General features: G+C 68.1%; 16 protein-coding genes. 13 read left to right on the forward strand and 3 right to left on the reverse strand.

The window, feature by feature from the left end; all coding sequences use genetic code 11:
- Positions 1–48 precede the first annotated feature (48 nt).
- From IE265_RS27435 to IE265_RS27450, 4 genes are all read left to right on the forward strand, one after another.
- Positions 49–591, forward strand: a complete 543-nt coding sequence (locus IE265_RS27435; RefSeq protein ID WP_190038380.1) for a cysteine hydrolase family protein — start codon at positions 49–51, stop codon at positions 589–591.
- 498 nt (positions 592–1,089) lie between these two features.
- Entirely contained in the window at positions 1,090–1,950 is an 861-nt protein-coding gene (locus tag IE265_RS27440; RefSeq protein ID WP_190038381.1) for a SigB/SigF/SigG family RNA polymerase sigma factor, read from the forward strand.
- Positions 1,951–2,023: 73 nt separating this feature from the next.
- Entirely contained in the window at positions 2,024–2,245 is a 222-nt protein-coding gene (locus IE265_RS27445; protein WP_190038382.1) for a DUF5133 domain-containing protein, read from the forward strand.
- 279 nt (positions 2,246–2,524) lie between these two features.
- On the forward strand, positions 2,525–2,839 hold the full coding sequence (locus tag IE265_RS27450; protein WP_229916633.1) for an ANTAR domain-containing protein: 315 nt from the start codon (positions 2,525–2,527) through the stop codon (positions 2,837–2,839).
- Between the two features lie 22 nt (positions 2,840–2,861).
- Here the strand turns inward: IE265_RS27450 and IE265_RS27455 are convergent, their stop codons facing one another.
- Positions 2,862–3,317, reverse strand: a complete 456-nt coding sequence (locus IE265_RS27455) for an ATP-binding protein (protein WP_229916595.1) — start codon at positions 3,315–3,317, stop codon at positions 2,862–2,864.
- A gap of 206 nt (positions 3,318–3,523) precedes the next feature.
- On the opposite strand from IE265_RS27455, the gene IE265_RS27460 reads away from it, so the two are divergent.
- The 7 genes from IE265_RS27460 (at position 3,524) to IE265_RS27490 (ending at position 9,567) form a co-directional block, all read left to right on the forward strand.
- Positions 3,524–3,886, forward strand: a complete 363-nt coding sequence (locus tag IE265_RS27460) for an STAS domain-containing protein (RefSeq protein ID WP_229916598.1) — start codon at positions 3,524–3,526, stop codon at positions 3,884–3,886.
- Between the two features lie 1,291 nt (positions 3,887–5,177).
- Positions 5,178–5,510 (forward strand): helix-turn-helix domain-containing protein, encoded by a 333-nt coding sequence (locus IE265_RS27465; protein WP_190038383.1) that lies wholly within the window; start codon positions 5,178–5,180, stop codon positions 5,508–5,510.
- A 394-nt stretch (positions 5,511–5,904) separates the two neighbouring features.
- Positions 5,905–6,258 (forward strand): STAS domain-containing protein, encoded by a 354-nt coding sequence (locus tag IE265_RS27470; RefSeq protein WP_190038384.1) that lies wholly within the window; start codon positions 5,905–5,907, stop codon positions 6,256–6,258.
- Positions 6,255–6,971: an ANTAR domain-containing protein gene (locus tag IE265_RS27475; protein ID WP_190038385.1), complete on the forward strand. Its 717-nt coding sequence runs from the start codon at positions 6,255–6,257 to the stop codon at positions 6,969–6,971. Before IE265_RS27470 ends, IE265_RS27475 begins: the two co-directional genes overlap by 4 nt.
- A 4-nt stretch (positions 6,972–6,975) precedes the next feature.
- Positions 6,976–7,734, forward strand: coding sequence for a GAF and ANTAR domain-containing protein (locus tag IE265_RS27480; protein ID WP_190038386.1), 759 nt, complete (start codon positions 6,976–6,978; stop codon positions 7,732–7,734).
- Positions 7,735–8,335: 601 nt separating this feature from the next.
- Complete coding sequence (gene dps, locus IE265_RS27485; RefSeq protein WP_190038463.1) at positions 8,336–8,896, forward strand: DNA starvation/stationary phase protection protein Dps; 561 nt, start codon at positions 8,336–8,338, stop codon at positions 8,894–8,896.
- Between the two features lie 104 nt (positions 8,897–9,000).
- Complete coding sequence (locus tag IE265_RS27490; protein ID WP_190038387.1) at positions 9,001–9,567, forward strand: DJ-1/PfpI family protein; 567 nt, start codon at positions 9,001–9,003, stop codon at positions 9,565–9,567.
- Positions 9,568–9,689: 122 nt separating this feature from the next.
- Here the strand turns inward: IE265_RS27490 and IE265_RS27495 are convergent, their stop codons facing one another.
- Positions 9,690–10,730, reverse strand: coding sequence for a fatty acid desaturase family protein (locus tag IE265_RS27495; protein ID WP_229916600.1), 1,041 nt, complete (start codon positions 10,728–10,730; stop codon positions 9,690–9,692).
- Positions 10,731–10,955: 225 nt separating this feature from the next.
- Between IE265_RS27495 and IE265_RS27500 the strand changes: the two genes are divergently transcribed.
- Together IE265_RS27500 and IE265_RS27505 are read left to right on the forward strand one after the other, a co-directional pair.
- A complete protein-coding gene (locus tag IE265_RS27500) occupies positions 10,956–11,297 on the forward strand; it encodes a hypothetical protein (RefSeq protein ID WP_229916601.1) in 342 nt (113 codons plus the stop codon).
- A gap of 174 nt (positions 11,298–11,471) precedes the next feature.
- Positions 11,472–13,067, forward strand: coding sequence for an ISL3 family transposase (locus IE265_RS27505; protein WP_190038389.1), 1,596 nt, complete (start codon positions 11,472–11,474; stop codon positions 13,065–13,067).
- A gap of 21 nt (positions 13,068–13,088) precedes the next feature.
- Here the strand turns inward: IE265_RS27505 and IE265_RS27510 are convergent, their stop codons facing one another.
- Positions 13,089–13,424 (reverse strand): hypothetical protein, encoded by a 336-nt coding sequence (locus tag IE265_RS27510; protein ID WP_190038390.1) that lies wholly within the window; start codon positions 13,422–13,424, stop codon positions 13,089–13,091.
- Positions 13,425–13,964 lie beyond the last annotated feature (540 nt).

Here is a 13,964-nt window from a genome sequence, read left to right on the forward strand (position 1 = left end):
TGATGGCCGGAATCTGCGGGCAGAGCGGGACAGCAGGATCATGAGGGCATGGGACACGGGCAGAGCGCCGTCATCGTGATCGACATGATCACCGCATATGACCATGCCGATGCGGAGCTGCTGCTCCCCTCGGCGGAGAAGGCGGTCCCGCCGATGAAGCGCCTCATCGAGCGCGCCCGGGAAGTCCAGGTCCCGGTCATCTACGTCAACGACAACTTCGGGCGGTGGCGCTCGCACCACGGCGAGATCCTCGAGACGGCGCTGGCCGGGCCGCGGTCCGATCTGGTCGAACCGATCCGCCCCGACGACGATTCCCTGTTCGTCGTCAAGGCGCGGCACTCGATCTTCTACGAGACGCCGCTGGGCTATCTGCTGAATCAACTCCAGGTGAGCCGCATCGTCCTGTGCGGGCAGGTCACCGAGCAGTGCGTGCTGTACTCCGCGCTCGACGCCCACATTCGCCACCTGCGGGTAACCGTGCCCAAGGACGCCGTCGCCCACATTCACGCCGATCTGGCTGAAGCGGCATTGAAGATGATGCAGACCAACATGGACGCCGACATCGTGGACAGTGCCGCTGTTCGCCTCTGACGAGCGGGAAGCCCTGCTTCCCTCAGCGTCACCCGGGCCTGCCGGCGTCCATATGGAAGGGCGTATGCAGAGCGGATTGTTCCTGCAGCGAACTGTGTCCCCCGCCGAAGTCCGCGGACGGACGGCCGTCACGTCGTCCCACCGGCTGCCCGGTTCGTGACCCGAGAGCGACACCCGTGCGCAACGGCGGGTCGTCCCGACGGAGAAGGAGGCGCCTGGGCGCACTGGACGGCCCCGTCTGCCCTCCGCACCGCAGCCCAATCGGCATAGGGCGCACGGTGCGGGAAGCCGGCCGCAGTGTTTGCGAGGAGCGCCCTGGGGCACTTGGAGATTCGTGCTTCGGATCGGAGGCGCACGCTCCGCGGGGATCGCCCCGCTTGCTGCAGCTTCCTTCGGCTGGCCAGGCACCACCGCGCGGCGAACCCCTGGCCTTTGCTCGGGCCGGTACCCAAGCAGTGCCGACGCGAGCCTGAGCTCACCGTTCAGGAGCGACGCCCCATGGTTTCCGACACGATGACCTGCCGCGCCCACCCCCGGGACACAGCCCCGCCCCCTGGCGGGGCCGCCGGTGCCGCACGGCGGCACACCCCGCCCCCTGCCGGTGCGGCCGCGCTCTTCGCCCGGCTGGTGGACCTGGACGACGGGCCGGAGCGGGAGGCCGTACGAGCCGACCTGGTGGACGTGTGGCTGCCCATGGCGTACCGGATCGCCGGCCGCTTCCGCAACCGTGGCGAGGACATCGACGACCTCCGCCAGGTGGCCGCGCTCGGGCTGGTCAAGGCCATTGACCACTTCGACCCCGGTCGGGGCGCCTTCGAAAGCTACGCCGTACCGACCATCACCGGCGAGGTGAGACGGCATTTCCGGGACCGATTGTGGGCAGTGCACGTGCCCCGCCGGGTGCAGACGCTGCGCAACCAGGTACGTCTGGCGCGCCGCGAACTCATCCAGCGACCCGGCAGCGCCGAGCCCACGGCCTTGGAGGTCGCCGCTCGCACGGACCTCACCCTCGAGGAGGTCGCTGCGGGCCTGGAGGCACTCGAGAGCTACAGTTCCCTCTCCCTGGACGCCGAACTCACTACCGCCGACGGCTTCAGTCTCGTCGACACCCTGGGAAGCATCGACCCTTCCTATCAGCTCGCCATCGACCGCGAAGCGGTCAAAAAAGGCCTGCGCAGGCTGCCCGAACGCGAGCGGACCATCCTCTACCTGCGCTTCTTCGAGGACATGACGCAAGCCCGGATAGCGCAGAGGCTCGGCCTCTCCCAGATGCACGTGTGCCGGCTCCTCGCCCGCAGCTGTGCTCAAGTACGCAACGAAGCGCTGGATCACCCTGGCGACGAGCGCACCGCCACATGACCCCGGCGGCAGCCCGGCCCGCCCCGCTGCGCACGCTGTTCACGAAGGATCCCGGAGCCGAGGAGACGTGCTGATGCTGATGCCACTCCCCGCCACATTGCAACGGCTCCTCACGGAGTACGAAAGCCTCCTTGAGCAGGAGACGTCCACCGCAGCGACAGTTCCCAGCCAACGCCTGCGCGACCTCGCCTACACCCTGTGCGTGTCCACCGGCGAGCGCGAGATCACCGACGCTCTCACCACCGCCCGCTCCCTTCTGGCCGCCCCGCCCCCGCCCTCGCGTCCCAGCCCGTGACGGGCACAGGATGGCGATGACCGCACTCGGGGTGGGAGCGCGGCGAACTCCATCCGCAGCTCCACTCCTTGCGCGGCTCCTCCACCTTGTCCAAGTGCCCGATCATGCACCGGCCCTGCCGCGCCCCTATCGCCCCGCCATGATCCACCGCCGATGATCTCCGAGTACCTGCGTGCGGGTATTTGCACATGGTCTGGGCAGGGATAGCGCGATAGGTGACCCCGCGGGGGTAGGTATGGAGGTGCAGTGAAGGTCGACGTCGACGGGTCGGGCCCCGTCGTGCCGGATGGGCCGGATGGGCCGACGGGGCATCAGGTTCAGCAACGTCTGGGGGAGTTGCAGGAGGAGAACGATCAGCTCCAGGAGGCGGTGCACTCGCATGCCGTGGTCGACCAGGCCATCGGGGTCGTGATTGCTCTGGGACGGCTGGCACCGGAGCAGGGATGGCAGGTCCTCAAGGAGGTCTCGCAGCATACGAACATCAAGCTGCGCGAGGTTGCGGAAAGCATCGTCGAGTGGCCTCCGACCGAGAAGCTGCGCGACGACATCCGCATCGAGCTGGAACGGCAGCTCACGCGGCACGCCCGCGCTTGAGCGGCTCTTCCTGGCCGGCGACCTACGCAGCGGCCCCGTCGAGGGGGACGGCGGCGATGATGCGCTTGCCGACCGGGGTCTGCTCGACGGTGACGGTACGGGCGAGGGCGGTGACGATCTCCAGGCCGTGCTGGCCGATACGCCGCGGATCGAGGGCCTTGGCGACCGGAGCGACGGGGTTGCTGTCCCAGAGTTCGACCTGCAGCACAGGACCGGCGACGACCCGCAGCTGCAGCAGGGCCGGACCGGGCGCGTATTTGCGGGCGTTGGTGACCAGCTCGCTGACGATGAGCTGGACGATCTCCACCGTGGCGGTGGCCACCGGGATGCCCAGGCAGTCCTTGACCTTCCCCAGGAACGCGACAGCGAGATGGCGGGCCTGAGCGATGCGAGAGCCTTCACCGTCGAGGGCGAGCGCGGCCTCCAACGGCAGGGCATCGCACAGCCCGCCGTCACCGTCTCCTGAGGATCCGTCCACAGTGCCCCTTTCCGTGTCCCCGCCGCGGTACCCCTCCAGGCGCCGCGCACGCGCCGCCCCGGCACGCTACCGGCCGCCCGCCCCCCGAGAGGGCAACCACTCGGAAGACAACTGCACGGGAGGCAGCGCCCGTACGATGTGCTCGCTGTTGACCTTCACTTCGAGGACACCGGCACACCGTGAAGATCATAGAAGGGCGATGGCACGTGGCAGACAGGAACAATGCAGCGGAGCAGTCCGCCCGCCTGTCGGTTACCCAGACCACTACGGCAGACACCCGCATCCTGCTCCTCAGCGGGGAGATCGACGCCGACACCGCCGACCTCCTGCGCCAGGCCCTTCGGATCGGCACAGGCCCCGCGCGCGCAGTGCTCGACTTCAGCGCGGTCACCTTCATGGACTCCACCGGCATCAATGTCCTGGTCACCGCCCACCACGCGGCCCACGCCGCCGACGGATGGATCCGCATGGCGGCCGTGCCCGCATCGGTCCAGCGAGTCGTCGAGATCGTCGGCCTCGATACGATCGTCCCCTGTTACCCCACCCTCCCCGAGGCCCTCACCGACTGAGCCGACCGCATCGGGGCTTGAGTTGCTGAACAGGCGACGGAGTAGGCGTCAGAAGGACGCTTGAAGAGCGTTCTGCTGCCGAGGGGCGGTGCGCCCTCCTCCACCGCAACCGATCCGTGGGCGTGCGTCGGCCGCACGAAAAGTGGCCAGGGCAGGTGCTGAGGTCGAGCGCCAAGCCGGAGAACAGAACCGACCGGTCGGCCGCCACGGCTATCGTTCCGCCGCCCCGCACTCGGTGAACCACTGCCACCGCGTCGTCCTCTGGGGAGCAGTGCGACTCGAACCGAGGCGTTCAGGCTTCGGGACGGCTCCAGGTCAGTGCCGTGCGGCCGCGGTCACGCATGGTCTTCTCGATGCTCCAAGGAGTTGGCGACGCTGACGCCGGCCGTGTCCATCAGGTCGTCTCGGTCCCAGGATCGTCGCCACCCGGTCCTGCCGCGGCGCGGCGTGCGCCCTGTCCTGGGTCCCGTCGACCCGTACGGCGACGGCTCATCCTGCCGTCTCTGTTCGAGACCGATTACCTAGGCGTCGAACGCGCGGAAATCTATCGCGGCCAGAGTAGACATTGGGTGGTGGTGTGGTTATGGTTTCTCTCGTAGCCGAGATCAGCAAGGCCCGGCAGACACGAACTGGCGGGCAGCAGTACAGCAGTTGCAGTGCGCAGAACGGTGCGGTGGTGGAGTTTCGGAGCCAGGGCGGTTGCAGGACGGCGACGGGACTGACGACCGGACCGGGGGGCCCGCAGTGATCAGGGGCCGCCGCGAGCAGTACCGCAGTAGATGCAGGTAGTACCCGCAAGTGCAGTTCGCAGGACCCAGCAGTGAAGTCAGTGGGCAGCACCTCGGTAAAGGCGCCGGCTGCGGGCGCGCGTACCGGGAGGTTCGGCAGTGGGGTTCCAAGCCAGAGCAGACGCAGGACGGGCGACGGGGCTGGCTGCCGAAGAGTGGCGCTTGGTCAGGTCACCAGCAGTTCGCATCACCAGTAGTGCGCAGTACCAGCAGTACGCCGTCCCCCGATGGCACGTAGTTGATCAAGAGGGAAAGAAACGGAGGAGCAGCGCCATCAGGATCGCCCGGGTCGAAGCGTTGAACCCGGGTACCGCAGGACATCGATAGTGAGGTGGTCTCCGGTCAAGCAACCGCGATCCCAGCACCCCCGGCAGCATTTCAGTCGGGTGTGCGGTGACAGAAGGCCGGCGCAGGACCAGGGCCGGCAGATGGTGTAGCAGTTCCTTCGGGGCCCTGGTGCCATAGGCACCAGGGCCCCTCCACGCGTTCCGCAAAGAGGTGCGATGACAGCAGACGACACGTACGGCCGTCTCGATGACGACGACTACCCCGCCTACACGATGGGCCGGGCCGCCGAGATGCTCGGCACCACACAAGGCTTCCTGCGCGCCATCGGTGAAGCCCGCCTCATCACCCCGCTGCGCTCCGCGGGCGGACACCGCCGCTACTCCCGCTACCAGCTGCGCATCGCTGCCCGCGCCCGGGAACTCGTCGACCAGGGCACTCCCGTCGAGGCCGCCTGCCGCATCGTCGTCCTCGAAGACCAGCTCGAAGAAGCACAGCGCATCAACACCGAACACCGCCGCGCCGCACCCCGGCACACGGCCGCCACCTGACCCGAGGTCTGCAGCGACGGGCCGGGGCCGACGTCCGGGTCATGGCTCGAAGAGACCCGCAGTCCTGCTCCCGGTGGCGCGGACTCCGATGACCCGCATCCTGACCAGGCGATCGGTCAACTTCTCGGCGCAGAACATCGAGGGCACGCGACAGCAGGCGGACGCAGCCGAGGCCGGGAAGCATCTGTGTGCCGGCCTGGTCCGTGGGTACGCTGAGAAGTGCGTCCCTGACCCTGGCGTGTCCTGTCGACTGACAGCGCGGCCTCCGGCAGAGGGACTGCCTTCCCGCGATTGCCCAGGTTCCTCGCCGGTGGCATCGCCTGTTTCTCGGCAAGTTCGCCGCTCACTTGAGTCTGCCCGCCCTTTGGTGTGGGCCGGGAAGCAGAGGCGCCCCATGCGTATGGTGATCCTTTACCGGTGCACCGGCCGGGCGACCATTTTCCTGGAGGGTGCGATCGACCTGGCCACCGTCTCCGCCGTGCGCGCGGCCCTGTCGGTGTGCCGGGCCTGCAAGGTGGCGGGCGTCGACGTCGAAATGAGCGCCGTCCGGTTCCGTGACGCCGGCGGACTGCACGCCCTTCTCGCAGCCTCCCAGCATTTTGCCGAATCCGAGGCGGATGCGCTGCCGCACCGTCCGCCCCCGGTCGTGCGGCGGCTCCTGGCGCTCACCGGAACAGGGTTCCTGCCGACCGCAGACACGCCGTCCCGCGCACACGAGGATTTCCGGCAGGCCAGTGACGCCGCATGATCAGTGACCGCATGGCGGAGATCCTGCGGCGCCTCCAGACCAATGACTGGTCGGACGCGGTGGCGGACGCGGCTGAGCCCCTCGGCGTCGACGGCATCTCGGTCAGTGCGGGCAGCGGGACGGGAGTGACGGAGATCCTCTGGTCCTCAGGCGGCATCTCGGACGGTTTCGAGGACCTCCAGGCCACGCTCGGCCAGGGCCCCGGCCCGGACAGCCTGGCCGCCGGCACCGCGGTCCGCGTGCCCGATCTGACCCGTGTACTGGAGGACCGCTGGCCCGCACTCGTGACGGAGGCGTCCGTTCTGTCCGTAGGCGCGGTCTTCTGCTTCCCGTTGCGGATCGGGGCCATCACACTGGGGGTACTGACACTGGTCAGGAGCGCTTGCGGGCCTTTGACAGCTGGACAGGGCGACGATGCCAACGCACTGGCGGCCGTCCTGACCAAACGAGTCCTGGACCTTGGATTCCCGCTCCTGTCGGCGCCGGAAGAGGAGAGCCTGCCCTATCATCACGCGGTCCTGCACCAGGCGACCGGCATGGTCAGCGCCCAGCTCTCCGTATCGCTGGCAGAAGCCCTGCTGAGGCTGCGCGCCCACGCCTACAGCAACAGTCTCAACCTGACCGACACAGCCCGGGACATCGTGGCAAGACGTCTGCGGCTTGCCCCCGAGCCGCCCCCGATGAACGTCATCGACGACGCAGACGAGGACTGATCCCATGACAACCCGCAACGAGCAGCTCACCGAAGTCTTCGTCGAGGTGGCGGACTCCCTGATCGACGACTTCGATGTCATCGACTTCCTGCAGAACCTGTCGGTGCGCTGCGTGGAACTGCTGGACGTAGCCGCTGTCGGCATCCTGCTCGCCGATGAGAGCGACCGGCTTCACGTCCTGGCCGCGTCCGATGAGCACACCCGGCTCCTGGAACTCTTCGCCCTCCAGCACGACCAGGGCCCCTGCGTCGAGTGCTACCGCGACGGCCGGCCTCGCGTGGGCGTCACCCTCACCGACCCCGAGGCGGCCACAAGGTGGCCCCAGTTCGCCCGCAGCGCCCAGGACACCGGGTTCGTCGCCACCAACGCGCTGCCGCTTCGGCTTCGCGGACGGGTCATCGGCGCGCTCAGTCTCTTCCAGCGCAACCCGGAGCCCCTCGCCGCCCAGGACCTCAGCCTCGCTCAGGCACTCGCCGACGTGGCCACCATCGCGATCCTCCAGCAGCGCACGCTCGCGCACAGCGAAGCCGAGCGTGACCAGCTCCAGTACGCCCTCAACAGCCGCATCGTCATCGAACAGGTCAAGGGCATCCTCGCCGAACGCTGGCAGATGGCCATCGACGAGTCGTTCAGCATCTTCCGTGCCTATGCCCGTGCCCACAGCCGCAAGCTCTCCGACCTCGCCCGGGCCATCGCCGATGGCACGCAGGACACGGACACCATCCGCGCATTCAGCGCCCACAGGCCCTGGCCCCGTGCCTGACCCGGAGTGTGGCCGGGCTGTCCGGCTGTCCGGGCTGTGTGGACGGAGCCCGTGTGCACCGGCGGTCAGGACGACCCGGGCTGGAGATGAGGATCCACGATCGAGCACCGGCTGACTTCACGGCCGCCGGCCTCCCGGCTGCTGCTGCGAGCCTGTCCTCAAGATCCAGTGTGTGCCGGTTCGGGTGGAGAAGGCGCGGTCACTCATAGGGCGGACGCCCGAGGGACCCGGGCGCTGATCGTTGAGAGAACGGCGACCCGTCCCGTCAGCTCTGCAGAAGGTCCGGCGCAGGGTTTGGACCCGCTCGCCGACGCGGAAGGCGGGCGGGCTGGTCGAACGGTGTCCGCTCGGGCCCGGCGCGCCGAGGGCAGGCCGCGGGCGGGGACGCTGCGGCGAGGACCCGTGGGCCGGGACGCACCGCTCCGACGTCGTGCGCGCAGGTCAGCCGCACCGTCGAGTCGGCAGGGCCCGCAGCCTGATCCGCATGAGCCGCGCCCGCCGGCACACCACAAGCGCGACAGGGGCCAGTGCTGCGGCGGTTTTCTCCTCCCATTGCGGGTACCCGGGGTGAACAAATGGTATGAGAATGGGAGAAATTGATATGGCTTTCGTGGCCACCCCCCGCTACACCGTCCCCGGCCTCACGGTGCAGGACGCCCGCTCCCTCATCGAAGGGCTGCAGCAGCGCCTGCACGCACTCAACGATCTCCACCTCACGCTCAAGCATGTCCACTGGAACGTGGTGGGCCCGCACTTCATCGCCGTGCACGAAATGCTCGACCCGCAGGTCGACCGGGTGCGCGACATGGCCGATGACGTCGCCGAGCGTATGGCTGCGCTGGGGGGCGTCGCCCACGGCACACCGGGCGCGCTGGTCGAAGAGCGCACCTGGAAGGACTACAGCGTGGGGCGCGCCGACGCGATCGCCCACCTCGGCGCGCTCGACCTCGTCTACACGGGAGTGATCGAAGACCTTCGCGCCGCGATCAGGACCGTGGAGGACATCGACCCGGCCACCGAGGACCTCCTGGTCGAGCAGTTGCGCGACCTGGAGCAGTTCCACTGGTTCGTACGGGCGCATCTGGAGACCGCACAGGGCACCCTCACCACGGCCGAGGCCACCACCGAGACGGAAGCCGCCCGCCAGGCCATGGACCGGTGACCTCGACAGCAGGGCGGCGAGGACGCCACCGACCCATGGAATGAGCGATACGGCGACGCCGGAGATACGCCACACGGTCTTCGGGACGAGGAGAACGCATCATCATGTCCGACACGACGCTCGACGGCCGCCAGATACTGGTCATCGTCACCAACTACGGGGTCGAGCAGGACGAGTTGCTGGTGCCGGTACGCCGGCTGCGGGAGGACGGCGCGGAGGTCTCCATCGCCGCCAAGACCCTCGACCCCATCCAGACCGTGGTGGGCGACCGGGACCCCGGGGAGGTGGTGGAGCCCACGATCACGTTCAAGAGGCTGGATCCGGGCGCCTATCAGCTGCTGGTGATCCCCGGCGGCACCATCAATGCCGACCAACTCCGCATGCAGCACAGAGCAGTCGAGACGATCAGAGCGTTTGCGGCGTTCGGCCGTCCGATCGCTGCGATCTGCCACGGGCCCTGGGCCCTGGTGGAAGCCGGCGTCCTCAAGGAGAAGACCCTGACCTCCTATCCCTCGCTGCGCACCGATATCCGCAACGCAGGGGCCAAGGACTGGGTCGACGAGGCTGTCGTCAGTGACAGCGCCCACGGCTACACCTTGATCACATCGCGGTCGCCCGAGGACCTCGACGATTTCCTCGGTGCCATCGACAAGGCGCTGGTCGAACTCTGAGTGAGGGCCATGGGACGGCCGTCTCGACACGACGACAACACACGATCGCCGATCCGTGACGACCACCGGGCCGGCCGGTCCGCACCGCGCAACGCCCGGCCGCGCCCGTACGGCGGCCGGTCTCACGAGAGTGCTGTGCTGCGGCGCAGTGGGGCTCCGGCCCGGTGGAGACTGCGCAGGGCCTGGCGATAGGAAGCGGCCAGGCTCGTCTCCAGGTAGGCGACGCCCAACTCCTCGCAGTGCCGGCGGACGACGACCTGCGCCTTGCGCAGGTTCGGGCTCGGCATGCTCGGGAAGAGGTGGTGCTCGATCTGGTAGTTCAGACCGCCCAGCGCGATGTCGGTGAACCAGCCACCGTGCACGTTGCGGGAGGTCAGGACCTGACGGCGCAGAAAGTCCGGGCGGTCCTCGCCGGTGAGGATCGGCATGCCCTTGTGGTTGGGGGCGAAGATCGAGCCCAGGTACAACCCGAACAGGCCCTGGTGGACGGCGACGAAGGCGAGAGCCATACCGGGCGGCAGCACCAGGAGCAGGGCGGTGAGGTAGACGGCGAAGTGCCCGAAGAGAAGGGTTCCTTCCGTGATCCGGCGCTTGAGCGAGCGGTTGGTCAACGCCCGCACGCCTGCCACATGCAGGTAGAAGCCCTCCAGGGTGAGGAGCGGGAAGAACAGGTAGGCCTGCGAGCGGCCGATCAGGCGAGGCAGCCCTCGGGCCGCGCCGGCCTGGTTCTGCGTCCAGACGAGGAGGTCCGGTACGACGTCGGGGTCGAGCTGTTCGTGGTTGGGATTGGCGTGGTGCCGGGTGTGCTTGTCCTGCCACCAGCCGAAACCCATGCCGATACCGGCGTTCCCGGCGATGCGCCCTGACATCTCGCTGGGCCGGCGCAGCCGGAACACCTGACGGTGGGCGATGTCGTGGGTCACCAGCGCGACCTGGCCGAAGGCCACGGCGAGCACCCCGGCGACCGCCAGGGTCCACCACTGGGCGCCGACCAGGACGAACGCGGCCCAGCCGCCCGCATAGAGGGTGATCACGGCGCTGATGCGGACCGTGTAGTAGCCGGGGCGGCGGCCCATCAGACCGCTGTCGGCGATCTTCTTCGACAGTTGCGCAAAATCACTGCCGGTGCTCCGCGCCGGACGGAGGGTGGTTTCAGCAATCACGGGGGGCGACCCTTTCGGTGGACGGAGCCCGGGATCAAGGGCTTGCTCCACGCAGCCGTCGGCGGGGTCACGGCCCATCGCCTCCGCAGGGGGCGATTCTTGCAACGTGTGAGGAACTCCGGGTACCCCGGAAACGGAGAACCGCACACTGGGGAACGTGGGGAGCGAGCTCGGGCGTGATGTGGTTGCTCCTCGGGTGTCAGAGCTGTGGGGGATGATCGGGCCATGCTGCAAGCGGGGGACGAGCACGGTCGTCAGGTGAGGAATCCGGGGCCCACGGCCTTGAGCCGGATGGTGGCGAACCTCGGCCGGGGCAACGCCTTCGTGATCGTCGAGCGAGTCGACGATGCGGCGGCCGGCGATTGGTATGTGCAGGTGTGGCTGAGGGATGACAACACCTATCAGCTGGAGTTCCGTGATGGGACGGCGGCAGAGCACTACCAGACCCGGACCATCTCCCAGGAAAAGGTGATCGCCGCGCTGAACGGCTGGGCCAAGGGGCGCCCGGACTGGAAGGACGCTTTCATGTGGAACAACATCGGCGCCTGGTTCGCGAACGCCGACTGACCCTGCCGCAGCCTGAGGCCGACAAGGATCACGCAAAGGGTGGGGAGATCACCTGAGCAGGTTTGGCCACCTGTAGAGCGGCGCCTGGGGAGATTCAAGGCTCTGTCCGCAGTTCCGTGAATCCCCAGGTCAGCGGAGTGAGCGAGGGATCGTTTCGGCAGAGTATGTCCCGGCATGGCGAGCAAGACGGTCGAGGCTGTGCTGTTTCCTGGGATCGATGTGCGAGTGGAGCGCGTCAGCGACTCCTTCGACGTCTTTGTGGTGGAGGCGGTGTCCACCGCTCGACCGGGCCGGTGCCCGGACTGCCGGAAACAGGCGAGGCGCATACACAGCACATACCAACGCGCCTTGGACGAAAGGCCGTTCGCGTCTCGCCGGGTCATGGTCCGACTGCGGGTCCGCCGGTACTTCTGTGACCGGAAGAGCTGTTCCCGTAAGACATTCGTCGAGCAGGTGCCGGGCCTGTCCGAGCGGTACCGCCGCTCCAGCACCGGGCTGACAGGCTGGCTGCGGTCGATCGCGATCGAGCTCGGCGGCCGTCCGGCCGCACGGTTGTGCCGCCGCCTGCGGGTGGTCGCGGGCCGGACCCGGTTGCTCAGGCTGCTGGCAGCGCCCGCGGTTCCGGACCGTGCGCCACGGATGCTGGGGGTGGACGAGTTCGCCTTCCGCAAGGGTTGCACCTACGGAACCGTGCTGGTCGATGTCGAGGCCGGCCGGGTCGTGGACGTGCTGCCCGCCCGCACCTCCGAGACGTTCGCAGCCTGGCTCACCGAGCATCCTGGCGCCGAGATCATTTGCCGGGACCGGGCCACCGCCTACACCAAGGCAGTCAGGGAGGCCGCCCCTCACGCCCTGGAAGTCGCTGATCGCTGGCACCTGTTGCAGAACCTGTCCTCCGCGGTGGAGAAGACCTGCCACCAGCACCGCGGCTGCCTGCGCAAACATGCCGAGGAGGAGACGGTGACCGAGGTGCCGGAGCAGCCCTCGATGCTGCCACCGCCCGCGGAACTGCCCCGCACCCAGATCATCGAACGCACCCGCCACCGCTACGAGGACATCCACCGCCTGCTGGAGAAACGCTGGACGATCAGCGCCATCGCCCGCCGCCTCAGCCTCGACCGCAAGACCGTGCGCCGCTTCCGCGACACCGACCTCGACGAGCTGCTGGCCTCCGCCCGCGAGCGCCGCCCCAACGGCGTCCTGGAGCCGTTCAAGGCATACCTCAACACCCGTTTCACCGAAGCTCAGGACCAGGTCAGCGGCACCCGACTGTTCCTGGAGATCCAGGCTCGCGGCTACTGCGGCAGCCGCCAGGTCGTCCGCAAACACCTCGCCGCCCTCCGCGCGGGCACTGCCGAACCGGTCCGGGCCGACATCCCGAGCCCTCGCAAGATCACCTCCTGGATCATGCGGCCCCGCGAGACGCTCACCGAAAGCCAGGACGAGCGACTCCTTCAAGTCCGGCTCGCCTGCCCGGACATCACCCGGGCCTGCGACCTCGCTCGGGCGTTCGCCGACATGGTCCGTCACCAGCGCGGATACCTGCTGCTGGAGTGGATCCGGCAGGCCGAGCAGGATGCACCGAAGCCCATGAAGGGCTTCGCCGGCTTCCTCCGTCAGGACCTCGACGCAGTGACATCTGGCCTGACCCTGCCCTGGAGCTCCGGAGTCGTCGAAGGCCACGTAAACCGGGTGAAAACGCTCAAGCGGGCGATGTACGGCCGAGCCTCGTTCGAACTCCTCCGGACTCGGATTCTCACCCAGCCATGAGGGCTGTGACTCATGCTCGCCTCATGCGACGAGCCTGGTGGCAAAGGCTGCTATCAGGGTGTCCGCCCTCAGTAGCAGCTCAGTGTTGGAAGTTCCCGCCACGCGGACAGAAACCTCATTGCCACCCACGGCCTGCGCAAGGTGCACTTCGAAGTGATGGTCCGATCCGACGAGTGGATAGCTGTACCAGCGATCCGGGTGCTCATCATCGGTGGCCTCAAGGCCGAGTTCGACCGCCTGCCAGTCGCTGCCATCGAAGTCGTAGCCGGCGTAACGCGCCAAGAGAGCCAAGAAGGGCTGGACGTTCTCGTTCCAGATCCAGCCCTCTACCGCTCGGTCCCGGTCGCTCTCTGCCATCCGGCCAGAGTGCCACATGTGGCACGTTCGCTCCTTGCCATATGTGCGTTCACGGAACTGCGGACAGAGCCAGATTCAACGAGCGCCATCAGAGGTGGTGAAAGAGGTCAGACCGACGGGGTGTGGCGATGCCCTGGAGGGCTGCGGGCCGACTTCTCACGGATGCCTGCCGGGCGGGCGAAACGCGTCACCGGGGTCGACAAGTCGCCGGACGTGAGCTTCTGCGCCCGCGAGTTCGCCGGCGACCACCCGCAACTCGCCCTTGGCGGGGGAGACTTCCTCACTGCGGAACTTCCCGGTGCGAAGTACGGGCAAGCCCGGACGGCAAGGAGAACGTTTCTCGTGGTCGACCTCACCGAGATCCAGGTCATCACTGGCCGGGCCGTGGGCGACCGGCAGGTGCGGCACCAGCCCTTTCCTGCAGCCCAGACTCGCGGTCGGCTGCGCCTGAGCGGCTCCGCGGGGATGAGGAACGGTTCGCTGACAGAGCGGAGGCTGTGTGATTCGCTTGCCCCCGGCATCGGCGTCCGGCGTCCGGCG

It is taken from the genome of Streptomyces fructofermentans (assembly GCF_014651055.1).
In the GTDB taxonomy this organism is placed as follows: Bacteria; Actinomycetota; Actinomycetes; order Streptomycetales; family Streptomycetaceae; genus Streptomyces; species Streptomyces fructofermentans.